The sequence below is a fragment of the Chelativorans sp. ZYF759 genome (genome assembly GCF_012911015.1).
In the GTDB taxonomy this organism is placed as follows: domain Bacteria; phylum Pseudomonadota; class Alphaproteobacteria; order Rhizobiales; family Rhizobiaceae; genus ZYF759.
This window is the reverse complement of the sequence record NZ_WVVV01000005.1, coordinates 1-21,551: the sequence shown is the minus strand read 5'-3', so window position 1 is coordinate 21,551 and position 21,551 is coordinate 1. Positions and strand designations below refer to the sequence as shown.

Here is a 21,551-nt window from a genome sequence, read left to right as displayed (position 1 = left end):
TACCCTGTTCAGTTGATGCCGAGTGCCGAACGCACGACCTCGACCGATTCCGCCGCACCTTCGAAGGTCGTCACGTCGGCCAGCCATTCGTCGAGCTCGCCCGGGTTCTGGCGCAGCCACTCGGTTGCGGCGGCTTCCGGATCCTGGCCGTCGTCGAGGATGGCGCCCATGATCTCGTTCTCCATCTCGAGCGAGAAGACGAGGTTCTCGAGGAAGCGTCCGACATTGGGGCACTCCTCGGTGTAGCCGGCGCGCACGTTGGTGTGCACGGTGGCGCCACCGTAATCGGGACCGAACACGTCGTCTCCGCCGGAGAGATATTCCATGTCGACATTGGCGTTCATGGGATGCGGCGCCCAGCCGAGAAAGACGATGTGCTGTTCCTGGCGCGCGGCGCGCATGACCGCCGAGAGCATGCCGGCTTCCGAGCTTTCGACGAGTTCGAACCCGTCGAGGCCGAACTGGTCCGCCTCGATCATGTCGAGGATCAGTCGGTTGCCGTCATTGCCGGGCTCGATGCCGTAGATCTGGCCGTTGAGCTGGTCACGGAACTCGGCAATGTCCTCGAAGCTCTGGAGGCCAGCCTCGTAGGTGTAGGCCGGCACGGCCAGCGTGTATTTCGCGCCTGTCAGATTGGTGGTGACGGTCTCCACGGAGCCGTCCTCGCGATAGGGCGCGATGTCGGCTTCCATGGTCGGCATCCAGTTGCCGAGGAAGACGTCGATGTCGCCGCTGGCAAGCGAGGTGTATGTCACCGGCACCGAAAGCACCTGGGTCTGCGGCTGGTAGCCGAGCGCCTGCAGAACGACCGATGCGGTCGCCGTGGTGGCGGTGATGTCGGTCCAGCCGACATCCGAGAAGCGGACGGTCTGGCAGGCCTGCGGGTCGGACGCCAGGGCGGATCCGCTCGCCAGCGCAGTGGACAGTCCCAGGGCGGCTGCGAAGAGTGCGTTGCGCGACATTTGGAATACGTCTCCCTCTGTTTTGTTGTCGTGATGACGGCCGGCACGGCAGTGCCACGCGGCCCTTTGAAAAGTGGCGCAAGCCAAACACCATTTGACTGGCGTTTCAAGCTTGCTGGCCCGGCCATGTGCTGCGCTTCTTTGTGGAAGGCGACATTCACCCCCTCGCCCGCAGCACCGAGGCGCTATTAATGGGCGATGGCCAAGCTCTATTTCCACTACGCCGCCATGAACGCGGGCAAGACGACCCTGCTGCTGCAGGCGGCGCACAACTATCGTGAGCGCGGAATGTCGACCATGCTGTTCGTGGCCGGCCACTACCGCAAGGACGACCAGGCCGGCTACATCGCCTCCAGGATCGGGCTTGAAGCCGACGCGGAGATGTTTCGCCAGGGCGACGATCTCTTCGCGCGCATCGGCGAGCACCACCGCCATGCCACCACCCATTGCGTCTTCGTCGACGAGGCGCAGTTCTTGGAGGAAGAGCAGGTCTGGCAGCTCGCGCGCGTCGCCGACCGGCTCGGCATTCCCGTCATGTGCTACGGGCTCAGGACCGACTTCCAGGGGCGTCTTTTCCCGGGCTCGCAGGCGCTGCTGGCCATCGCCGACGAATTGCGGGAGGTACGAACCATCTGTCGCTGCGGACGCAAGGCGACCATGGTGGTCCGGCTCGGCCCCGACGGAAAGGTGGCGCGCCAGGGTGCACAGGTCGCCATCGGCAAGGATGTCTACATCTCGCTTTGCCGCCGCCACTGGGAAGAAGAGATGGGCCGCATCGCCCCGGAAGACATGATAGGTTTCGCGCGCGAGTGAACTCGCCCGCATTGTTGCGGAACCCGCGACGTCCTATCTGAGGCAGGTACATGGAGACGCCGCCAGGCTGGCGTCCTTGCGGGTGGATCGGGGCGGCAGATGTTCGAACGGCTGAAGGAATTCCTCGCGCGGGCCTGGACGGCCCTGCGGCGCACATTCGCTGGATTGCTCGCCTGGCTTGCCGCGCCTTTCGTGCGCGGCGGCTCCTGGGTCTATGGCCGGCGCTGGTGGATCAAGGGACCGATCCTCGCGCTGCTCGTCCTGCTGATCGTCTCCTATGGCTATTTCTTCGTCCAGACGCAGCGCTGGACGGGCTTCGACCCCAATTACGCGGCTCAGCTGCGCTTCATGGCGGCACCTGCCGACGCCGCCGAGACGGAGCCCGTGGGAAGCGATGATGGCGTGATCCGCAGCTGCACCCGCTCCGGCATCGTGGAAGCCTCCGCCGCGCTCATCGACTTCAACGTCAACCAGAACGCATGGATTTCATCCATGCTGCTCTACCGAATGGGCTTCTTCGGCATTTCCTGGGACCACACGCCCTTCTTCGACAACAAGGCGTCCTTCCAGCGCGGCGTGAACCAGGCGGTGCGCCGGACCACCGTGGAACTCGTCGATTCACTCGGCCGCGTTCGCGGTACCAGCCAGGTCGACCAGGCGCTTCAGAACGCGCGCGGCTCCATGCAGTTCGACGAATACACGTGGTATTTCGGCCTGGACCCGTTCGGGCCCAAGACTCCGACGCCGAGCTTCTACCGCTCCGCGATCCGTGACCTGAACACCTTCAACGAACGGCTGGAAGCCTGCCAGACCGTGCTCGACGCGCGGGCCGACAACCTCGTGCAGTTCCTCGACCGCATCGCCAACGACATCGGCTCCACCTCGGCCATCCTGCGCGAGCGGTCCGAGAACTACAATTCCGGCTGGTTCGACACCCGCGCCGACGACCGTTTCTGGTTCGCCTATGGCCAACTCTATGGCTATCACGGCATCCTGCTGGGCGCGCGGCATGACTTCCAGGACGTGATCGCCACCCGGAGCATCGAGGCATTGTGGCAGTCGATGGAAGACCAGCTGACCTCGGCCCTGCGCATCCAGCCCTTCATCATCTCGAACGGCCGCGAGGATGGCTGGATCATGCCCACCCATCTTGCCACCATGGGTTTCTACATCCTGCGCTTCCGCTCCAACCTGGTCGAAGTGCGCCAGGTGCTGGACCGCTAGGCTAGCCGAAGCGGGCCGGCGACAGCGCGGCGATCAGGCTTTCGGTCGCGGCGGGCGGGGTCCGCCCCTCGACCAGCGCTGCCGCCAGTGCCGACATGGCGGGCGCCGTCTGCATGCCGTAGCCACCCTGCCCCGCCAGCCAGAAGAAACCTTCCGCCGAGCCGTCGAAGCCCGCCACCGGCGTGCGGTCGGGCGCGAAGGTGCGCAGGCCCGCCCAGCTCGACTCCACCCGCGTCACCTCCATGGTGACGGCCTGCTCGAAACGGTGGAGGCCTTCCGCCAGCACCATGTCGTCGACATAGGCGTCATGGGGCTCGACGGGATCCTCGTCGGCGGGCGAGACAAGCAGACGTCCCGCCTCCGGCTTGACGTACCAGCGGTCGCCCGCGTCGGCCGTCAGCGGCCAGTCTCGCGTGACATGTCCCTCCGGCGCCGGGAGCACGGCCATCGACCGCCGCATGGGTTGGAGCCCGAGACGCCGCGCACCGAAGAGCGCGGCGATCTCGTCTGCCCAGGCGCCCGCCGCATTCACCACGATACGCGACGACACGAGGCCGTTCGGGGTCTCGATCCGCCATCGACCGCCTTCCCGGCTTGCCCTCTCGACCGGGGCGTCCAGGATGAGACGCGCACCGCCCTCGCGTGCCCGGCGCAGCCAGCCCTGGTGCATGGCATCGACATCGATGTCGCTTGCATCCTCCTCGATCGCCGCGCCCGCAAGCCAGCCGGGATCGAGGATCGGCATTGCCTGGAGTGCCTCGCGCGCCCCGATCTCGCGCAGGCCTTCCGACTGGGCGAGCAGCCCGTCGAGCGCCGCGCGCGTCGCCGCATCACACACGAACAGGATGCGGCGTGGCGACAGCAGTGGCACGGCGAAATCGCGGGCGCCGCCCTCGCGAAAGAAGCGGCCGCTTTCCCGCGACAGCCCGCGAATGGTGGCATTGCCGTAATTCTGGATGAAAACCGCAGCCGATCGGCCGGTCGAATGATGCCCCGCCCGCTTCTCCTGGTCGAGCACCACCACCCCGGCCGCGTCCGCGAGATGGGCGGCAATCCCGGCCCCCGCTATACCCGCCCCGATGATCGCGACATCGCAGTCGATCCGTTCCGTCACTTTTTTTCTCCATGCGCTGCGGCCCCCGAAAGCCCGTCCGCAAAAGGCCTCGCGAGTCCTGCGGATTCGTCCACAGAAGCTTGCCTCGCAATTCTTGACACATGGAATCTTGACGTGAGTCCCACGCTTTCATATCCGTTGGCACAGGCTAGGACTTCAGCTGATTCGCACCGCTCAGGAGGGGATCGCAGTCTGGGCGGAGCGCGGGTTGCGGCGGTTTACCCGTGTTCCGATATCGTCCTGCCAGCGTGTTTGCCTGTCCGTTCCGACGGGCGTGTTTCATGTAAGTTGATGCGTATCGCACCTTGGGCGCCCATCCGGGAACCCGAGGACGAGAATGGATTCTGCGCGGGGAACTGAAGACCAGATGAGCATCGACGCCTCCCATACGCTCAGGCAATCCGGCTATGCGCCGGCACTGGGCCGAGGCGATCTCGTTGCCATCATGCGCGACATATCCACCAGGCTCGGCGCCGAGCACTACATGGTGCTCCAATGTCTTGCCGGACGTGCCAACGAAGACAGCCGCATCCTCGCCTGCAACTGGGTGTTCGATTCGCTCCAGGCCGTCGGTCAGGCCCATCTCGCGCGCATCGTGCGCAGCCACCTCGCCACCGCACTCGGCAGCCACGCGAGGCCCTTCACGCTGGAATGCATGGCGGGACTGCTCCCCGCGGAAGTGGTGGAGAGTCTTGAGGAGAATGGCCATCGCTCCTTCGCCTGCCAGCAATTGCTGATCGGCCAGGCCCGCTTCGGCATCCTTTTTTCGGCAGCCACACGGGAGTTGTTCGACGAAGCGGCCGCCGCCCATGCCCACATGATTTCCTGCTACGCGCTCTCGCAGATCGCACCGGACCTTGTCGTGGAGCCGGGCGATCCGCTTTCCGAACGCGAGCGTGAATGCCTGCGGTGGGTCTCGGAAGGCAAGACGACCGATGAGGTGGCGATGATTCTCGGCGTCTCGTCGAACACGGTGAACAGCTATGTCACGCATGCCATTCAGAAACTGTCGGCAAGCAATCGCGCCATGGCCATGGCCACGGCCATCAGGAACGGACTGATCTAGGGGGATCGCGGATGGGACGGGTGGGGGCACTCGCGCCGATACTGGAGGATGGGGCGACAGGCGATTTCGTCGATGTTGCGCCGTCCTCCAGCGGTCCGGTCCAGAAACGGATGCGGGCGATTGCCGCAAGGCTGGGGGCGGACGAGTTCTGTCTCTTCTCCGTCCTGTCCTCGATCGGCAGCCTGCGCCTCGTCCCCCTCGCCAGTTCAGGCCTCGAATATGCCGGCACTCTCAAGCACCAGCATGTCAGCCTCGCCATCGTGATGGACGCGGCTACCCCGGCGACATGGTCCGCTGGCGACCTTGAAGTGCATGCAAGTCGATCGCGCTGGACGCGATGCATCGTCGGCCCCGCGGACGGACGTGAGGGCGGCATCGCGTTTCCGATGGCGTCCGAACACGGCGGCGCCGGGCTCGCCATTTTCGCGACCGGCAGCACATATGACGACGAGACACTGAGCTCGGCCCATATGGGCTGCTACGCGCTCTTCGACGAACACGCGCGGACCAGGAACCGCGCGGAAGCGCAGCTGCCACCGCTTTCCAAGCGCGAACTTGAATGTCTCAAGCTGACCGCCGATGGCCTGACGAGCGACGAGATCGCCTGCCGCCTCGGCCTGTCGGTGCATACGGCCAATCAGTATCTCGCCAACACGGCCCAGAAGCTGAATGCCGTAAACCGCATGCACGCGGTGGCCAAGGCGCTGCGCGGCGGCCTTTTCGACTGACACGCCGGCCAGCCGGGCAAACGCCAGCTCAGGCGGCGCGCCCCGCCTCCATGCCCCACTTCTTGCGGATGCGGGCATTGTCCAGCGCACCCGCCAGATAGGCGGTGTTGGCGTCCGGATCTTCCGCGGGGTTGTCGAACGACACGTAATTGACCTCCACCGCCGCCGCTGCGTCAGCCATGTGCAGGGTGAAGTACACGCAGGCGCCGGCTGGCCTGAGCTCGAGATCGAGCATGATGGAAGGCTTGTCCTCCCACCCCACGCGCGCATCGCCGCCATGGCCGAGCAGCAGCGTGCCGGGCATGAGATAGAGTTCGGACGCCGACTGCACGATATCGGCGATGCTGGCGAAACGCTCGAGGCGGATGAAGGCGATGTAATCAGCGACATCCACCATGCGGAGCTCGCTCACGACATCCTTGATCGCTTCTGCCACGACGATTTCGCGGTCTATGGTATTGGGCTGGCGGTTCATGAAACACCTTTAACCGGCGAAGGTTGCGCGGTCCTTGCGTAGATGGTGCGGACCAGTTCGGCGACTGCCTGATAGAACTGGGCGGGGATCATCTGGTCGACCTTGACCTGATCGTACATCGAGCGGGCGAGCTGCACTTCCTCGAAGACGGGGATGCCGTGTTCGGCGGCGACTTCCCTGATCTTCAGGGCCACGAGATCCTGACCCTTGGCCACCACGACCGGCGCGGCGTTCTCGCTGCGGACATAACGCAACGCGATCGCATAATGGGTCGGATTGGCGATCACGAGCGTCGCCTGGGGCACCGACTGCATCATCCGCCTGCGGGCGCGATCGCGCTGCAGCGAGCGCATGCGGGCCTTCACGATTGGATCGCCATCGCTCTGCTTGATCTCGTCCTTGACCTCCTGGCGTGTCATGCGCAGTTCCTCGCGCCAGTGATAGCGCGACCACAACAGGTCGACGGCGGCGATCACCACCATGACGGAGCCGATCGTGACGACGATCTCGACGGCGAGGTCGCGGATCACGGAGGTGAAGGCCATCGGATGGGTGATCATGCCGGCCAGCAGACGATCCTGCGCCGCGCTCATGGTGTAGACCAGAAAGCCGCCGACGATCAGGATCTTGCCGACCGATTTGGCGAATTCGACCCAGCCCTTCTTGCCGAACAGCCGTTCCCAGCCTTTTTTCAGGGAGATGCGCGACATCTGCGGCTGGATACGTTTCAGGACGAATTGCGGCACGTTCTGAAGCGCGGAGGCTGAGAGGCCGGCGAGCATCAGCAGGAACATCAACGACCCCAGGACCTTGGCGATCTCCATGAAGACCATGCCCTGCAGCATCATGGCGTCGTGCGCCGTGGCCATCTGCCACTCATCCGCACGCTCGACAAACATCGCGAGAAAGCCGCCCAGCTGCGCGGCGCCCGACTGGGCAAAGAAGATCATGAAGGCAAGGATCGCGAGGAAGGATGCAAAGGCCGGAACCTCGCGCGCAAAGGGCACCTGACCCTTTTCGATCGAGTCCTTGACCTTCTTCTCGGTCGCTTCTTCGGTTTTACTGTCCTTGTCGGCTTCTTCGGACACGCCGTCCTCCCCTGATCCGCCTTAGGCGGCGAGATCGCGAGAAGGAAGTTCGAGCTGGCCGGCAGCGGCCAGGTCGAGCGCGGTCGACGAGATCGTCTTGCGGGCGCGCTGGATATCGTCGTCGCCGATATCCGCATCCATCGAGAGTTCCGCCTCGATCATGCGCCGCGAACGTGCGCTGAGCGAACCAAGGACCGCCTCCACGATGTCGGAATCAGCATTGCGCAGCGCCAACGCGACAATCTCGCTGGACAGGTCGTCGAACAGGCGCACGAGAGCCTTCTTGCTGAGGCCGAGAATGTCCTCGAAGGTGAACAGCTTGGCGCGCACGGCGTCGAGATTGCGCAAACCACCCTTTTCGAGGTCCTCCAGCACTTCTTCCATCTCGTCCTTGTCGAATTCGCGCAGCACGCTGGCCACGCGGGTCTCGCCCTCGGAGCTGTTGCGGGCGAACATGTCGCCGCTGACACGGTGTTGAAGCTGTTTCTCCAGCAGCGTGCGCATGGCCGGCTTGACCTGCGTCATCGACAGCATGCGCTTGACGATCTCGCTGCGCAGGGGCCGTTCGAACTCACGCAGGGCGAGTGCGGACTGGCGTGGCGAGAGATTGGAGAGCACGTAGGCGATCGATTGCGGATGCTCCTTCGCCAGGATGCTGGCCAGTTGCCCGGCCTCCAGCTTCTCCAGCTTCGGCCAGACGGACGGTGCCTCCTCGACGCGGCCGGGGCGATTGCGTCCCACCAGCGCGTCAAACTCCTCCGGCGGCAGTGATTCGTTCAGGATCGTGTCCATCTGGTCGCCGGAATCCAGCAGACCCGCGCCTTCGGCGAACTCCGTCTCGAACTCCGCGACGATCCTCTCCAGTTCGTTCTGAGGGATGGTCCTCAGCTTCCTGGCCGCGTCCAGGAGGGCTTTCAGTTCCTCCTGCTTGAAGAACTTCAGGAGCCGGCCGGCGGCGGGCTTGCCCATCGCCACGAGGATCGCGGCGGCCTTCTGCGACTGGGTCAGGCCGCGGGCGGAGCTGGTGGCTGCTTTGGACTTATCGGACATGGGCTGAGCGATCTTCCGCTACCTGTTCCTCAGCCCTGGCGGCTGGAATCGACGATGTGGGTCAGCTTGATCCCGAAGCGGGAAGGGTCGCTTTCGAGGACCGTCACTTCGCCCGAGGCGATCTTGCGGCCATTGACGACCACATCAACCGGCTCGCCGATGCGACGGTCGAGCGCAACGGTGGAGCCCTTCTGGAGAGCCATCAGTTCCGAGACCGGCATTTCCGTGCTGCCGAGCACGATCTGGACATCGACGGGGATGTCCATGATGACACCGTGGTTCTCATGCTGCGCGGCCGCGGCTCCGAGCCCGCCTATCCCTGTGCTCTCATCGATCGCGGCGCCGCCTTCGTGCAGGACGTCGCGCAATTCGTCGATCGCCGCGCTCAGCTGATCTTCTTCGTCTTCTTCGGCGGGCACGGCGTTGGCGTTGGGGTTCATCGACTCACTCCGGTCAGACGCCCTTCAGCGGGGCATCACTTGTTCACGAGCCGGTCGAGGAAATCCTTCCCGGCATCGAAAGGCTGGCGCACGCGAACCGTAAAGTGATTCCCGAGCTTTCCGAACTCACATACGAAGATAGTCTTGCGCCGGGCTGACAGCTGGGTCTGCGCCTGGGCATTTCCCGGCATTTCGATGGTCTGTCCGACCTGCCACTGGGCGATCTCGCCGAGGGTGAATTTGGACAGCGGGACCGTCGCTTCGAGATTGACCTTCGAACGCATCACTTCTTCGCTGAAGCGGGCCCGCCATTTGGAGGCGACGAGCGGGCTGTCGGCTTCGGCGCTGCCGTCGGCGCGGTGCGTCAGCAGAACGCGCTGCGGCATCAGGATGGAGATCAGACCGGAGGCAACGGGCGAATGAATACGGAATTCGAGGATCGCCGCCGGACCGTCGCGCCGCGGCATGCGCGGGATTTCGGTGCCGCTGATGACCTCGCCGAGCGGAAAGCTGATGCCCAGCGCGCGTTCTCCGGAACCTTCGAACGTCTGGGCGATGACCTCGAACATGTCGGCCAGCATCATGCGTTCGATGCCCGACAGATCCCGCTGGATCGGCGCCACCGAGATGTCGGGGTCGCCGCCGAAGGCCGCGCTTACCAGAAGCGCCGCCGCGTCGGCATCGATCATCATGGTGAGCGCATCTGAAGAGGAGGACGACGGAGCGACGCAGATCGCCATGTGCGAGGCCTGGGTCGGCAGGGCCTCGGCGAAACGCGTGACCTTGGCAGACTTCAGCTCCATGTCGAGCGAGAAGGCCAGACGATCGTTGATCGCGCCCAGCATCACGCCGCGCACGCGCTGGCCAAGCGCCTTGGCCGCCGCGATCACCTGCTGCGGCTCGCCTGTCTTGCCAAGCAGGCTTTCCACCACGTGGTTGGAGGAAGTCTCGGCTGCGCTGTTCATGCGATGAATGTCCCGTCTGCGTGCCCGGCCATGGCTCAGGCTGCCTTCTTGGCTTCGGCAGGGCCCGTATTGAGCGTGCTCTGTTCCACGGCGTCGATGGAAGGACGGTCATGCGAGGAGATCGTCTTGCGGCCGAACTCGATCGCCACCTGTGGAAGGGAACCGTTCATGTAGGCGAGCAGCGTCTGCTTGACGATGATGTAGAGGCGCACGCGCTTGTCGCGCACATATTTGATCTTCACGGCCAGCGGACCGGCAATGGCGTAGGCCAGGAAGATGCCGAGGAAGGAGCCGACCAGCGCCGCGCCGATCAGGCCGCCGAGAATTTCCGGCGACTGGTCGATCGCGCCCATCGCCTTGATGACGCCGAGGATGGCGGCCACGATGCCGAGCGCCGGCAGGCCGTCCGCCGCCGTCTGCATCGCATGGCTGGGCTTCAGGAGATCGTGGCGGACGGTGTGGATTTCCTCGTCCATGAGCGCCTCGATCTCGAACGGCCGTGCGTTGCCGATGATGATGATGCGGCAGTAGTCGCAGATGAAATGCGTGAGGTGATGGTCGGCCAGCACCTTGGGATAGGCCTGGAAGATCGTGGATTCCTCGGGCGCATCGATATGCGCCTCGACTTCGTTGCGGGACTTGGTGCGCAATTCGCGCATCAGGCTGTGCAGGACGCCGAGAACCTCGAGATATTCCTGCTCCTTGGGAATGGCGTTCTTGAGTACCTCCAGAAGCGCCCTGCCCGTGTCCTTCACCGTGGAGAGCGAGTTGGCGACCAGATAGATGCCAAGCGCGGCCCCGCCGATAATGACGAGTTCCCAGGGCTGCATGAGGACGTCGAGATAGCCGCCCATGGCCATGTAGCCGCCAAGGACGCAGCCGAAGGTAACGACCATACCGATGATAATGCCCAAGGATCCACACCCCGCAATGCCGGTTCACTGATCGGGAACTACCGGTCATGGCTTGCGCGAGGCTTAAAGCGTTGCGCGCAATTGCATCGATCCCGCATCGCGCTCCGCACAGGCGCCAAAAGCTTCGCGCAAGGATGGAGTTCTAGGAGGAAGGCTGCCGGCAACCGCCCGCGGAGGCGAACACGTGATCAATACCTTTACCAGCTACCAGCTGATTACGCGCGACATGAACCAGTCGCTCAACCGCGTTCAGACCCAGCCGATGGTGCAGCGCGAGAGCGAGTACTATCTCCAGAACATCTCCAAGGTGAAGTCGATCGACGACTTTCTGGGCGACGAACGCCTCTTCCGCTTCGCGATGAAGGCGCACGGGCTGGATGACATGGCCTATGCCAAGGCCTTCATGCGCAAGGTGCTCGAGGAAGGGATTGACGATCCCAATTCCTTCGCCAACAAGCTGACCGACAAGCGCTACCAGGAATTCGCGCGCAGCTTCAACTTCGTCAGGCATGGCGCCGACACCACCATCTACAACGCCGCGCAGCAGGGTACCGTCCAAAACTATCTTCTGCAGGCGGTCAAGAACGGCGTGGCCGCGGACAACCCCGCCCTGAAGGCCAACACCGACTACTACATGGCCAACATCACCTCGGTGCGCTCCATCGACGACTTCCTGGGCAACGACGTGATCTTCCAGTTCGCCATGCGTGCCCACGGGTTCGAGGGCGAGCTGCCGTCCAAGGAGGTGGTGCGCACCATGTTGGAAGGCGGCATCGACAACCCCGACAGCCCGGCCAACAAGAGCACCGACGAGCGCTTCGCCAAGCTTGTCGCAAGCTTCAACTTCGCCCGCTACGGCGAAGAGGCGACGACCGTCAATCCGGCGCAGAAACCCGCAATCGACAAATACATGCGCCAGACGCTGGAGGAAGACGCCGGGCGCAACAACGAGGGCGTGCGCCTCGCCCTGTATTTCGAGCGCATGGCGCCCAAGATGACTAGCTATTACGAGATCCTCGGCGATCGGGCGGTGGGCTCTGTGGTGCGCACCATTCTGGGCCTGCCTGATTCGGTCGCCCAGCTCGATATCGACAAGCAGGCCGCGCTCATCAAGTCGCGCATCGACATCGAGGATTTCAAGGATCCCAAGAAACTGCAGGACCTGCTGACGAGGTTCACCACCATGTGGGAGATCAACAATCCCACCTCCTCCCCGCAGTCCATGATCACCACGCTGTTCCAGCCGCCGGAATTCGGCATCTCGCCGGACGTGATGATGGCGATCGCCAAGATGAGAAGCTGAGGAAGAAACCGTGCAGACAGGACTCTACGTCGCCCTATCGTCGCAGGTCGCGCTCGAGCGCCGCTTGAACACCATCGCCGACAACGTCGCCAACGCCACCACCACCGGCTTCCGCGCCACCGGCGTGAAGTTCGAGGACGTCGTCACGGGCCTCGGGCAGGATTCCATGTCCTTCGTGTCGTCCGGCACCAACTTCCTGTCGACCGCCGGCGGTGCGCTGGTCCAGACCGGCAACCCTCTCGACTTCGCCGTGCGCGGCGACGCCTGGTTCGCCATCCAGACGCCCGAGGGACCCGTCATGACCCGCGACGGCCGCTTCACCATGCAGCCGGATGGCCAGCTGGTCAGCATTGAAGGCCACCCGGTGCTCGATGCCGGCGGCGGCGAGATCCTGCTCAACCCGGAGGGCGGCACACCCATCGTCGCCGCCGACGGCGCGATCCGTCAGGAAGGCCAGCTCGCCGGCGCCATAGGCCTGTTCGATTTCCAGCCTGGCAACGATTTCCGCCGCTACGGGAATTCCGGAATCATCCCGCAAGGCGAGCCGCAACCGATCATCGACCAGGCCAATATCGGCGTGGTGCAGGGTTATCTCGAGGGCTCCAACGTGGACCCGGTGCTGGAAATCACCCGCCTCATCCAGGTCCAGCGCGCCTTCGAGGGCGTCTCGGCCCTGTTGCGCGACAGCGAGAGCTCGCTGCGTGATGCCATCAAGACGCTGGGCTCGTGAGCACGGCGATGACGACCGAGATGCCGGGCGATGTCGTGGACCCCCCGGTTTCCGCCCCCGAACCGGATCCCGCCGGACCGCCGGCCGACGACGCCTTGGCCATCGTGTCCAGTGCGGCCGAGCCCGTGACCCTTCCGCCGCGCCGGACCACCGCCCTGGAAGCGCTGGAGACCATCTACAAGCGCTTTTCCGGCGAACGCGGCGCGGTCAGGATGGGCGGCCGCATCGAGGAGGTCAGCGCCTCGCATCTCGCGGTGCGCGGCATCTCCCATCAGGCCCGCCTTGGCGACATCGTGGCAATCGGACGGTCGGGCCAGCCGCGGCTCGGCGAGATCGTCCAGATCAGCCAGGGAACCGCGCTGGTCGCGCCGTTCGACCGCTCGGTGCAGGCCGGCATCGGCGAGCCGGTCTTCCTGCGCGGTCAGTTCGCCGTTGCCGCCGACGAAAGCTGGCGCGGCCGCGCCGTGGACGCCCTGGGCCGGCCGATCGATGGCGGCCCGCCTTTGCGGCAGGGGCTCGGTGCCGCTCCCGGCCACCCGCCTGCCGCGATGGAGAGACAGCGCGTGGATTCGGGCTTCGGGACCGGCGTGCGGGTCATCGACATTTTCACCCCCATCTGTTTCGGCCAGCGTCTCGGCATTTTCGCGGGTTCGGGCGTCGGCAAATCGACCCTGCTCGCCATGCTGGCGCGTGCCGATGCCTTCGACACGGTCGTCGTGGCGCTGATCGGCGAGCGCGGGCGCGAAGTGCGCGAATTCCTGGAAGACACGATCGGCCCTGAAGGCATGAAGAAAACGGTGGCCGTCGTGGCCACCAGCGACGAGAGCGCCATGATGCGTCGGCGCGCGCCCGACACGGCCATGCGCGTGGCGGAGCATTTCCGCGAGCAGGGGCAGCGCGTGCTCCTTCTTCTCGATTCGATCACCCGCTTTGCCCATGCGCTGCGCGAAGTGGCGACCGCGACCGGCGAGCCGCCGGTGGCCCGCGGCTACCCCGCCTCCGTCTTCACGGATCTGCCCAAGCTGCTGGAGCGCGCCGGGCCGGGCACCGAGGGTTCGGGCTCGATCACCGCCATCCTGTCCGTGCTGGTGGACGGCGACGACCACAACGACCCCGTCGCCGATTCCACGCGCGGCATTCTCGACGGTCACATCGTCTTGTCGCGTTCGATCGCCGAACAGGGTCGCTATCCGCCCGTCGATCCGCTCGCTTCGGTCTCTCGCCTGGCGCCCAAGGCATGGTCCGACGACCAGCGCGTGCTCGTCGGCAGGCTCAGGGCCATGATCTCGCGCTACGAGGACACCCGCGACATCCGCCTGCTCGGTGCCTACCAGCCGGGTGCCGATCCGGAGCTGGACATCGCCGTGCGGCAGGTGCCCGTCATCTACGCGGCCATGGGCCAATCGCCGACGGAAAAACCGTCCCTCGATCCCTTCGCGGATCTCGCCCGCTTTCTAAAAGGCAAGGAACTCAACACCAATGGCGATCAACTTCAGCAACCCGCTGCGTAGGACATCCGGCGACGCCACGCAGGACCGCGAGATGCTGGTCGCGCAGATCGCGAAATCCGAGCGGCCGGCCATCCTGACCCGTCGGGGGAAGTTCAGCAGGAGCGATGCCGTCATGGCGGCGCTGGGCGTGGGCCTCGCCCTCGTCTGTGCGATCTTCCCCTGGTACATTTTCTACAATCAGGAGCAGTTCGGCGTGCGCGCCATGAAGTTCGAGGGCAATCCGTCGAACCGCGCGCCGGGATCGCTGTCCCCGCAACCGTTGCGGATCGGACAACCCATGAACACGCGCGACATCCCCGTCATGGAGCTCGACCTGCTGGCGACCGCCACAGTTCCGGCTCCCGAAGAAGCGACGGAGGCCGTGGAAATCGTGGACCAGCCATTTCCGCCCGACACGGTCGAGTACCACCTCATCCACGTCGCCAATGGCCGCGCGATGATCGAGGACGGGGATGGCATCTGGGTGGTTCAGCCGGGTTCCATCCTTCCCGACAGCTCGCGCGTCGCCGCCATCGAGCAGCGCGACGGGCGATGGGTCATCGTGACCACCTTCGATCGCATCATCGAAGAGGCGCGGTGAGGCAGGACCGCAAGGCTGACGCAAGACTGGAACGCTAGCTTGCCTCGAATTCTGCCAAAGGGGCAAGGAAACCGGCATGAACCCAGTCAATCTGTTCGACCTCGCATCACAGCAGGCGCGCTGGTTGTCCGTGCGTCAATCGACGGTTGCCAGCAACGTCGCCAATGTCAACACGCCCGGCTTTCGCGCAGGCGACGTCGAGCCATTCGAGCAGGTGCTCGACAAGAGCCGCGTGGCCATGGCCACCACCCACCCGACGCACATCTCGCTCGGGTCCACCAAGGACCAGTTCGCGGTACGGGAGGTCGCCGACAATGGCGCCGCCAAGCTGCCTTCGGACAACACGGTCGTGCTTGAGGACGAGATGCTGAAGGCCGGACAGATCGGTTCCAGCTTCCAGCTCAACACCTCGATCGTGAAGGCATTTCATCGCATGATTCTCATGGCAGCACGGAGCTGAACCGGACATGGATCCGCTACACACAGCCTTGAAGGTCGCCTCCAGTGGGCTCGGCGCGCAGTCCGAGCGGTTGCGCATCGTCTCGGAGAACCTGGCCAACGCCCAGTCCACCGGCAACTTCCCGGGAGCCGACCCCTATCAGCGCAAGACGATCACCTTCGCTGCGGAACTCGACCGCGTCAGCGGCGGCCATACGGTCGAGATCAACTCGATCTCGCGCGACAATGCGCCCTTCACGCTTGAATTCCAGCCCGGACACGAGGCCGCCGACGCCGATGGCTACGTGAAGCTGCCGAACGTCAACGTGCTGATCGAAATGGCCGACATGCGCGAGACCAACCGCAGCTACGAGGCCAACGTTCAGGTGATCAAGCAGGCGCGCGAACTCATTTCCATGACCATCGATTTGATGAGGAGCCAGTAAGCATGCAGGGACTTTTCGCCGTCTCGCGGATCGGCACGCAGAATTTCGCGAACGAACTGGCGCCCGCACAGCCACCAGCCGCAACCGCCGCTGGCGCGCCCAGCTTCGCGGAAGAGCTGCAGACCAGGCTGGCGAGCACGGTCGGCCGCCTCGAGCAGGCGGAAACGATGTCGATCGCCGCGATCCGGGGAGAGGCGGAGACCCGCGAAGTGGTGGATGCGGTGATGAGCGCCGAACAGTCGCTCCAGGCCGCGATCGCCATCCGCGACAAGGTCATCCAGGCCTATCTCGAAGTCAGCCGTATGCAGATCTGAGGAGCAGAATAAGATGAAAGCACTTGCAATCGCGGCGACGGGCATGAACGCCCAGCAATCGAACCTCGAGGTCATCGCCAACAACATCGCCAACATCAACACGACCGGTTTCAAGCGGGCGCGTGCCGAGTTCACCGACCTGCTCTATCAGGTCGACAAGATGCAGGGCGTGCCCAACCAGGGCAACCAGGCCGTCATTCCCGAAGGCGTCAAGTTCGGCCTCGGTGTCAAGCTGGCTGCGATCCGCAACGTCCACACCCAGGGCGCGCTGACGGCGACAGGCAACGCGCTGGACATGGCCCTTCTCGGCAATGGCTGGTTCCAGATCAACGGCATCGACGGCGAGCCCTTCTACACGCGGGCCGGTTCCTTCAACACCAACGCGCAGGGCGAGCTCGTCACCGTTCACGGATTGCAGGTGAACCCGGCCATCGTGGTGCCGGAGGATGCGCTGGAAGTCATCGTGAACAAGTCCGGCCAGGTCTTTGCCCGGGTGCCCAACCAGGTCGAACCCGTCGAACTCGGCCAGCTGACCGTCGCCGTCTTCGCCAACGATGCGGGCCTGATGCCGATTGGCGACAACCTCTTCCAGGAAACGCCGGCCTCCGGCGCGGCCAATATCGGCGTACCGGGCGATCCGGGCTTCGCCGCCATCGAGCAGGGATATCTGGAGGCTTCCAACGTCGATCCGGTCAAGGAGATCACCGACCTCATCTCCGCCCAGCGTGCCTATGAGATGAACTCCAAGGTGATCCAGGCCGCCGACCAGATGGCCTCCGTCGTTTCCCAGGGCATGAGATAGACCATGAACCGCCTGGCAAGGATCTTTCTGTCGGTTTGCACCGCCCTTGCCGTGGCGGCGCCTCTCGCCGCCGAAGCATTCGATGGACAGTCGCCGACCGTCGTGGTTCCCAACCGGATGATCTACCCGGGCCAGGCAATCCCGCGCGAAGCGCTCGACGTCGTCCCGCTGCGCCGGCAACTGCCCAATCCCGGCGCCTTCGTGATGACGCCGGAAGAAGCCGTGGGCCAGATCGCCCGCAGCACCCTCCTGCCGGGCCGCATGATGTACACCACGGCCGTGCGGCAGCCCTATCTCGTCGAGACCGGCGCCCCGGCACGCGTCATCTTCGTCAGCGGATCCCTGACCATTTCCGTCGTCGGCGTGCCGCTGCAATCGGGTGCCGCCGGCGACCTCATCCGGGTCCGCAACATGGACAGCGGCATCGTCTTGAACGGCATTGTCATGGCGGACGGAACGATCCGCGTGGGAGCCACATGACCCGTATCGTCCTCGCCATTCTCGCGGTCATTCTCGCCGCCACCGCCGCCCAGGGGGGATCGCGCATCAAGGATGTCGCGATGCTTCAGAACGCGCGCGACAACCAGCTTGTCGGATACGGTCTCGTCATCGGCCTCCAGGGCACCGGTGACAACCCGCGCAATGCGCCGTTCACGGAACAGTCCATGCACGCCATGCTGGAGAATCTCGGCATCGCGACGCAAGGCACGCAGGCGCGTTCGCGCAACGTGGCGGCTGTCATCGTGACCGCTAACCTGCCGCCTTTCGTGCGCTCGGGCGACCGCATCGACGTCACGGTCTCCGCCATGGGCGACGCCAACTCGTTGCGTGGCGGCACCCTCGTCATGACCCCGCTGCGCGCCGCCGACGGCGATATCTATGCGGTGGCACAGGGCCAGGTGTCCGTGTCGGGCTTCGACGCACAGGGCCAGGCGGAAACCGTCACGCGGGGCGTGCCCACCAATGGCCGCGTCGCCAACGGCGCCATCGTGGAGCGCGAGATCCCGGCTGCATTTTCCAGCGAAAGCGTGCTGTCGCTGCAATTGCGCAATCCCGATTTCTCGACCGCCGTACGCATCACCGATGCCATCAATGCCTATTCGCAAAGCCGTTTCGGCCGCAAGGTGGCCAGCGAGCAGGATTCGCGCACGGTTCATCTGCGCCGCCCCGAAAACGTGTCCACGGCACGCTTCTGGGCGGAACTGGAAAACCTGGTCGTTGAATCGGATGCGCCGGCGCGCGTCGTGGTCGACGAGCGGACCGGCACCATCGTGATCGGGCAGGACGTCCGCATCGCCCGCGTCGCGGTCAGCCATGGCAACCTCACCGTGCGCATCACCGAGATGCCGCAGGTGGTCCAGCCCGAGCCGTTCAGTTTCGGCGAGACCGCCATCGAGCCCTTCACCCAGATCGAGATCAACGAGGAGGACGGACGCGTGGGCATCCTCGACGGGTCCACGCTCGAATCGCTCGTCTCCGGTCTCAACAGCCTCGGCGTCAAGCCCGACGGCATCATCGCAATCCTCCAGGGCATCAAGAGTGCGGGCGCCCTGCATGGCGAACTCGTGCTCCAATAGGACGGGACAAATGTCGGCCTTCACCCAAACCCCCGAACGCAAGCGCCTGATGCTCGCCGCCGCGACCGCGCTCGTGCTGGCCTTCCTTGCACCGGTGCCCGCCTCGACGCAGGCCGTCCCCGAACAGCTCGAAGGCATGGTCAGCGACGATGTGCGGCGCTTCTGCACCAACATCGCCGACGCCGCGCGCGACCGGCGCTATTCGCTGCAGCGCATGGAACTCGAGACGCTGCAGGCCGACATCGAAAGCCGCATCGCGGCGCTGGAGGCAAAGCGGGCCGAATACGAGTCCTGGCTGAAGCGGCGCGACGAATTCGTTGATCAGGCGCGCGGCGGCCTCGTCGACATCTACGGTCGCATGCGCCCCGATGCGGCCGCCGAACGGCTCGCCGAACTGCGGGTCGATCTCGCGGCAGCGATCCTCATGAAGCTCGATTCCCGCCAGGCCAGCGTCATCCTCAACGAGATGGACGCCAAGGTGGCCGCCACGCTGACGGCCATGATCGCCAGCGCCTCGCGCACCGAGGACCCGGCATGAGAGCGGTCCTTCTCTCACCTGCCGCGGCCCTTCTGCTGGCCGGTTGCGTCAACACCGCCGAGATCGGGCGTGAGCCGGCGCTGTCGCCGGTCGTCCCCTATTCCGGCACGGCCGTTCCCTATCCCGAATATGCGATCTCGAAGGCACCCCGCACGGCGGCCGAGCGCTCCTCGCTCTGGAACGACCGGCAGAGCCGGCTGTTCACCGACCCGCGCGCGCTGGAGTCGGGCGACATCCTCACCGTGACCATCCTGATGAACGACCGCGCCCAGCTGCGCAACCAGTCCGAACGCCGCCGCAACTCCAGCCGCGACATCGGCCTGTCGGGGTCCTTCAGCTTCGATGGCGGAGCATCGGCTGCCGGCGAAGGTTCCGCGCAGATCGGCGGCGGCACGCAGAGTGCGGGCCGCGGCGAGACCCAGCGCTCGGAAGACATCCGCCTGCGGGTGGCCGCCATCGTGATGGACGTGCTGCCGAACGGCAACCTGCTTATCCGGGGCTCGCAGGAAGTCCGCGTCAATGCCGAGCTTCGTGTCCTCACCATCGAGGGCATCGTCCGGCCGGCCGACATCGGCGCCTCCAACACAATCGCGTATGACCGCATCGCCGAGGCACGCATCTCCTATGGAGGTCGCGGACGCCTGACCGAGGTTCAGCAGCCGCCCTACGGCCAGCAGATCCTCGACGCGGTCCTGCCGTTCTAGGGACAAGCAAAGTGGCCGCCAAAGACGCAACTGCCGAAAAGCCCGCCGGTCCTTCGCTGGTCGTCCAGCTTGCCGTGCTGGCCGCGTTGACGGCCGGCGCCATCGGCGCCGGCTGGGTGGCCGCCTCGATGATCGCTGTTCCCCAGACCCAGGCCAGCGGGGAAGTGACCCCCGAGCGGGCGACCGAAACCCGCACCGGCGAGATGTCGAACGGCGTCGGCATCGTTCATATCGACCCGATCACCACCAATATGGGTACGCCCGTGGACATGTGGATCAGGCTTGAACTCAGCCTCGTCTTTTCGGGCGAGCCGGATCTGGCCATGGCCGAACTCATCCACCAGGACCTGCTCGCCTACATGCGCACCGTCAAGGTGCAGCAGATCCAGGGCGCCAGCGGCTTCCAGCATCTCAAGTCCGACCTTGCCGAACGCGCGGACATCCGCAGCGAGGGTGTGGTCCGCGACGTCCTCATCCGCACGATGCTGGTGGAATGAAGACGCTTCTCGCGACCATCGCCGTCCTGCTGCTGACGCCCGCCCTCGCCGCCGCGCAGACGATCGACCTCGGCGGTCTCGCCGGCGGGCTCGAAGGCAGCACGATCGGCTACATCATCCAGATGTTCGGTCTGCTGACGATCCTGTCGATCGCGCCCGGCATCCTGATCATGGTGACGAGCTTCACGCGCTTCATCATCGTCTTCTCGATCCTGCGCGCCGGCCTGGGCCTGCCGACCACGCCCGCGAACATGATCCTCATCAGCCTGTCCCTGTTCATGACCTTCTACGTCATGTCGCCCACCTTCGACCGGGCATGGAATGACGGCATCCAGCCGCTGATCTCCGAGGAGATCTCGGAGCAGGAGGCCGTCACGCGCATCGCGGCCCCCTTCCGCGACTTCATGATCAACAATGTACGCGAGCGCGATTTCGACCTGTTTGTCGATCTCGCCCGCGAACGCGGCGACACCGACATCTCGATCGAGAACCCGGATCTGCGTATTCTCGTCCCGGCCTTCATGATCTCCGAGATCAGGCGCGGTTTCGAGATCGGCTTCCTGATCGTCCTGCCCTTCCTGGTCATCGACCTGATCGTGGCCACCATCACCATGTCGATGGGCATGATGATGCTGCCACCGACCGTGGTCTCGCTGCCCTTCAAGGTGCTGTTCTTCGTGCTGATCGACGGCTGGAACCTGCTCGTCGGCAGCCTGGTGAGATCCTTCGTCTGAAGTCGTTAATCTTAACGCCCGATCGAAGAACCTGTTAACCGCTTCCCTTATGCCTTTGTGAGGACTCCCCGCCCGATAGTCCGGCCATAAGGACGGGTCGACCAGATATTGCGGTCGATGGGCATGAAGCCGCTCCGTCTTTGCCGGTTGAAGCCCGGTATGTTTGTTTTTGAGTTTTGTATCGGGGGAGTTTTTCCCAAATGGCTAGCATCAATACGAACGCCAGCGCGATGACTGCGCTGCAGACCCTCACCGCCACCAACAAGAACCTCGCCACCACCCAGRGCCGCATTTCGACGGGCCTGCGCGTCGGCGAAGCTGCCGACAACGCCGCCTACTGGTCGATCGCCACCACCATGCGTTCCGACAACAAGGCGCTGTCGTCCGTGCAGGACTCCCTGGGCCTCGGCGCCGGCAAGCTGGACGTCGCCTACACGGCCGTCAACGCCGCCATCGAAGTTGTCGAYCAGATCAAGCAGAAGATGGTTTCCGCCGTCGGCGCTTCGGAAGACGACAAGCTCAAGATCCAGACCGAGCT

The 21,551-nt window shown here is 64.7% G+C and carries 26 protein-coding genes and 1 pseudogene; 19 read left to right on the top strand and 8 right to left on the bottom strand.

Annotated features, from left to right (window positions below; translation table 11 throughout):
* Nucleotides 1–8: 8 nt before the first annotated feature.
* On the bottom strand, nt 9–962 hold the full coding sequence (locus tag GRZ55_RS09570) for a choline ABC transporter substrate-binding protein (RefSeq protein ID WP_169286697.1): 954 nt from the start codon (nt 960–962) through the stop codon (nt 9–11).
* A gap of 198 nt (nt 963–1,160) precedes the next feature.
* Between GRZ55_RS09570 and GRZ55_RS09565 the strand changes: the two genes are divergently transcribed.
* On the top strand, nt 1,161–1,775 hold the full coding sequence (locus tag GRZ55_RS09565) for a thymidine kinase (protein ID WP_169286696.1): 615 nt from the start codon (nt 1,161–1,163) through the stop codon (nt 1,773–1,775).
* A 99-nt stretch (nt 1,776–1,874) separates the two neighbouring features.
* Nucleotides 1,875–2,999 (top strand): DUF2333 family protein, encoded by a 1,125-nt coding sequence (locus GRZ55_RS09560; RefSeq protein ID WP_169286695.1) that lies wholly within the window; start codon nt 1,875–1,877, stop codon nt 2,997–2,999.
* A gap of 1 nt (nt 3,000) precedes the next feature.
* Here the strand turns inward: GRZ55_RS09560 and GRZ55_RS09555 are convergent, their stop codons facing one another.
* Nucleotides 3,001–4,113, bottom strand: a complete 1,113-nt coding sequence (locus tag GRZ55_RS09555) for an FAD-binding oxidoreductase (RefSeq protein ID WP_169286694.1) — start codon at nt 4,111–4,113, stop codon at nt 3,001–3,003.
* Between the two features lie 367 nt (nt 4,114–4,480).
* Here GRZ55_RS09555 and GRZ55_RS09550 point away from each other — a divergent pair, with 367 nt between their 5' ends.
* Both GRZ55_RS09550 and GRZ55_RS23690 read left to right on the top strand, forming a co-directional pair.
* On the top strand, nt 4,481–5,179 hold the full coding sequence (locus tag GRZ55_RS09550; RefSeq protein ID WP_169286693.1) for a helix-turn-helix transcriptional regulator: 699 nt from the start codon (nt 4,481–4,483) through the stop codon (nt 5,177–5,179).
* A 20-nt stretch (nt 5,180–5,199) separates the two neighbouring features.
* Nucleotides 5,200–5,907 carry a LuxR C-terminal-related transcriptional regulator gene (locus GRZ55_RS23690; protein ID WP_169286692.1) on the top strand — a complete coding sequence of 236 codons (708 nt, stop codon included), beginning with the start codon at nt 5,200–5,202 and terminating at the stop codon, nt 5,905–5,907.
* Between the two features lie 28 nt (nt 5,908–5,935).
* Here the strand turns inward: GRZ55_RS23690 and GRZ55_RS09540 are convergent, their stop codons facing one another.
* From GRZ55_RS09540 to motA, 6 genes are read right to left on the bottom strand one after another with little or no spacing between them, the layout of a single operon-like run.
* Nucleotides 5,936–6,382, bottom strand: coding sequence for a hypothetical protein (locus GRZ55_RS09540; RefSeq protein ID WP_169286691.1), 447 nt, complete (start codon nt 6,380–6,382; stop codon nt 5,936–5,938).
* Entirely contained in the window at nt 6,379–7,470 is a 1,092-nt protein-coding gene (gene flhB, locus GRZ55_RS09535) for a flagellar biosynthesis protein FlhB (RefSeq protein WP_169286690.1), read from the bottom strand. The genes GRZ55_RS09540 and flhB overlap by 4 nt, the downstream gene beginning before the upstream one ends.
* A gap of 21 nt (nt 7,471–7,491) precedes the next feature.
* A complete protein-coding gene (locus tag GRZ55_RS09530) occupies nt 7,492–8,520 on the bottom strand; it encodes a FliG C-terminal domain-containing protein (RefSeq protein ID WP_169286689.1) in 1,029 nt (342 codons plus the stop codon).
* A gap of 29 nt (nt 8,521–8,549) precedes the next feature.
* The gene (fliN, locus tag GRZ55_RS09525; RefSeq protein WP_169286688.1) at nt 8,550–8,960 is read right to left on the bottom strand and encodes a flagellar motor switch protein FliN; all 411 of its coding nucleotides are present in this window, start codon (nt 8,958–8,960) and stop codon (nt 8,550–8,552) included.
* Nucleotides 8,961–8,995: 35 nt separating this feature from the next.
* The gene (locus GRZ55_RS09520) at nt 8,996–9,925 is read right to left on the bottom strand and encodes a FliM/FliN family flagellar motor switch protein (RefSeq protein WP_169286687.1); all 930 of its coding nucleotides are present in this window, start codon (nt 9,923–9,925) and stop codon (nt 8,996–8,998) included.
* Between the two features lie 35 nt (nt 9,926–9,960).
* Nucleotides 9,961–10,839, bottom strand: a complete 879-nt coding sequence (gene motA, locus GRZ55_RS09515; RefSeq protein ID WP_169286686.1) for a flagellar motor stator protein MotA — start codon at nt 10,837–10,839, stop codon at nt 9,961–9,963.
* Nucleotides 10,840–11,023: 184 nt separating this feature from the next.
* On the opposite strand from motA, the gene GRZ55_RS09510 reads away from it, so the two are divergent.
* The 15 genes and pseudogenes from GRZ55_RS09510 to GRZ55_RS09440 form a co-directional block, all read left to right on the top strand.
* The gene (locus GRZ55_RS09510; protein WP_169286685.1) at nt 11,024–12,142 is read left to right on the top strand and encodes a DUF1217 domain-containing protein; all 1,119 of its coding nucleotides are present in this window, start codon (nt 11,024–11,026) and stop codon (nt 12,140–12,142) included.
* Nucleotides 12,143–12,152: 10 nt separating this feature from the next.
* On the top strand, nt 12,153–12,872 hold the full coding sequence (flgF, locus tag GRZ55_RS09505) for a flagellar basal-body rod protein FlgF (RefSeq protein ID WP_169286684.1): 720 nt from the start codon (nt 12,153–12,155) through the stop codon (nt 12,870–12,872).
* An 8-nt stretch (nt 12,873–12,880) separates the two neighbouring features.
* Complete coding sequence (gene fliI, locus GRZ55_RS09500) at nt 12,881–14,383, top strand: flagellar protein export ATPase FliI (RefSeq protein WP_246734645.1); 1,503 nt, start codon at nt 12,881–12,883, stop codon at nt 14,381–14,383.
* Entirely contained in the window at nt 14,352–14,963 is a 612-nt protein-coding gene (locus tag GRZ55_RS09495) for a hypothetical protein (protein ID WP_169286683.1), read from the top strand. The genes fliI and GRZ55_RS09495 overlap by 32 nt, the downstream gene beginning before the upstream one ends.
* Before the next feature lie 76 nt (nt 14,964–15,039).
* The gene (gene flgB, locus GRZ55_RS09490) at nt 15,040–15,423 is read left to right on the top strand and encodes a flagellar basal body rod protein FlgB (protein ID WP_169286682.1); all 384 of its coding nucleotides are present in this window, start codon (nt 15,040–15,042) and stop codon (nt 15,421–15,423) included.
* Nucleotides 15,424–15,430: 7 nt separating this feature from the next.
* Complete coding sequence (gene flgC, locus GRZ55_RS09485) at nt 15,431–15,847, top strand: flagellar basal body rod protein FlgC (protein ID WP_169286681.1); 417 nt, start codon at nt 15,431–15,433, stop codon at nt 15,845–15,847.
* Nucleotides 15,848–15,849: 2 nt separating this feature from the next.
* A complete protein-coding gene (locus tag GRZ55_RS09480; RefSeq protein ID WP_169286680.1) occupies nt 15,850–16,161 on the top strand; it encodes a flagellar hook-basal body complex protein FliE in 312 nt (103 codons plus the stop codon).
* A gap of 13 nt (nt 16,162–16,174) precedes the next feature.
* Nucleotides 16,175–16,963 (top strand): flagellar basal-body rod protein FlgG, encoded by a 789-nt coding sequence (flgG, locus tag GRZ55_RS09475; RefSeq protein WP_169286679.1) that lies wholly within the window; start codon nt 16,175–16,177, stop codon nt 16,961–16,963.
* A 3-nt stretch (nt 16,964–16,966) separates the two neighbouring features.
* Nucleotides 16,967–17,443 carry a flagellar basal body P-ring formation chaperone FlgA gene (flgA, locus tag GRZ55_RS09470; RefSeq protein ID WP_169286678.1) on the top strand — a complete coding sequence of 159 codons (477 nt, stop codon included), beginning with the start codon at nt 16,967–16,969 and terminating at the stop codon, nt 17,441–17,443.
* A complete protein-coding gene (locus GRZ55_RS09465; RefSeq protein ID WP_169286677.1) occupies nt 17,440–18,540 on the top strand; it encodes a flagellar basal body P-ring protein FlgI in 1,101 nt (366 codons plus the stop codon). Before flgA ends, GRZ55_RS09465 begins: the two co-directional genes overlap by 4 nt.
* A 10-nt stretch (nt 18,541–18,550) precedes the next feature.
* On the top strand, nt 18,551–19,078 hold the full coding sequence (locus GRZ55_RS09460; RefSeq protein WP_169286676.1) for a MotE family protein: 528 nt from the start codon (nt 18,551–18,553) through the stop codon (nt 19,076–19,078).
* Nucleotides 19,075–19,782, top strand: coding sequence for a flagellar basal body L-ring protein FlgH (gene flgH, locus GRZ55_RS09455; protein WP_169286675.1), 708 nt, complete (start codon nt 19,075–19,077; stop codon nt 19,780–19,782). The genes GRZ55_RS09460 and flgH overlap by 4 nt, the downstream gene beginning before the upstream one ends.
* 11 nt (nt 19,783–19,793) lie before the next feature.
* Nucleotides 19,794–20,279 (top strand): flagellar basal body-associated FliL family protein, encoded by a 486-nt coding sequence (locus GRZ55_RS09450; protein ID WP_368856605.1) that lies wholly within the window; start codon nt 19,794–19,796, stop codon nt 20,277–20,279.
* Nucleotides 20,276–21,013 (top strand): flagellar type III secretion system pore protein FliP, encoded by a 738-nt coding sequence (gene fliP / locus GRZ55_RS09445; RefSeq protein WP_169286674.1) that lies wholly within the window; start codon nt 20,276–20,278, stop codon nt 21,011–21,013. The genes GRZ55_RS09450 and fliP overlap by 4 nt, the downstream gene beginning before the upstream one ends.
* Before the next feature lie 200 nt (nt 21,014–21,213).
* Nucleotides 21,214–21,551, top strand: a pseudogene (locus GRZ55_RS09440) (flagellin); the annotation flags it as partial.

Bases quoted from the DNA above. Each gene is read 5' to 3' on its own strand.
- GRZ55_RS09570 (WP_169286697.1), bottom strand. From the start codon at position 962: ATGTCGCGCAACGCACTCTTCGCAGCCGCCCTGGGACTGTCCACTGCG.
- GRZ55_RS09565 (WP_169286696.1), top strand. From the start codon at position 1,161: ATGGCCAAGCTCTATTTCCACTACGCCGCCATGAACGCGGGCAAGACG.
- GRZ55_RS09560 (WP_169286695.1), top strand. From the start codon at position 1,875: ATGTTCGAACGGCTGAAGGAATTCCTCGCGCGGGCCTGGACGGCCCTG.
- GRZ55_RS09550 (WP_169286693.1), top strand. From the start codon at position 4,481: ATGAGCATCGACGCCTCCCATACGCTCAGGCAATCCGGCTATGCGCCG.
- GRZ55_RS09540 (WP_169286691.1), bottom strand. From the start codon at position 6,382: ATGAACCGCCAGCCCAATACCATAGACCGCGAAATCGTCGTGGCAGAA.
- GRZ55_RS09530 (WP_169286689.1), bottom strand. From the start codon at position 8,520: ATGTCCGATAAGTCCAAAGCAGCCACCAGCTCCGCCCGCGGCCTGACC.
- fliN (WP_169286688.1), bottom strand. From the start codon at position 8,960: ATGAACCCCAACGCCAACGCCGTGCCCGCCGAAGAAGACGAAGAAGAT.
- GRZ55_RS09520 (WP_169286687.1), bottom strand. From the start codon at position 9,925: ATGAACAGCGCAGCCGAGACTTCCTCCAACCACGTGGTGGAAAGCCTG.
- fliI (WP_246734645.1), top strand. From the start codon at position 12,881: ATGACGACCGAGATGCCGGGCGATGTCGTGGACCCCCCGGTTTCCGCC.
- GRZ55_RS09495 (WP_169286683.1), top strand. From the start codon at position 14,352: ATGGCGATCAACTTCAGCAACCCGCTGCGTAGGACATCCGGCGACGCC.
- flgB (WP_169286682.1), top strand. From the start codon at position 15,040: ATGAACCCAGTCAATCTGTTCGACCTCGCATCACAGCAGGCGCGCTGG.
- flgC (WP_169286681.1), top strand. From the start codon at position 15,431: ATGGATCCGCTACACACAGCCTTGAAGGTCGCCTCCAGTGGGCTCGGC.
- GRZ55_RS09480 (WP_169286680.1), top strand. From the start codon at position 15,850: ATGCAGGGACTTTTCGCCGTCTCGCGGATCGGCACGCAGAATTTCGCG.
- flgG (WP_169286679.1), top strand. From the start codon at position 16,175: ATGAAAGCACTTGCAATCGCGGCGACGGGCATGAACGCCCAGCAATCG.
- flgA (WP_169286678.1), top strand. From the start codon at position 16,967: ATGAACCGCCTGGCAAGGATCTTTCTGTCGGTTTGCACCGCCCTTGCC.
- GRZ55_RS09465 (WP_169286677.1), top strand. From the start codon at position 17,440: ATGACCCGTATCGTCCTCGCCATTCTCGCGGTCATTCTCGCCGCCACC.
- GRZ55_RS09460 (WP_169286676.1), top strand. From the start codon at position 18,551: ATGTCGGCCTTCACCCAAACCCCCGAACGCAAGCGCCTGATGCTCGCC.
- flgH (WP_169286675.1), top strand. From the start codon at position 19,075: ATGAGAGCGGTCCTTCTCTCACCTGCCGCGGCCCTTCTGCTGGCCGGT.
- fliP (WP_169286674.1), top strand. From the start codon at position 20,276: ATGAAGACGCTTCTCGCGACCATCGCCGTCCTGCTGCTGACGCCCGCC.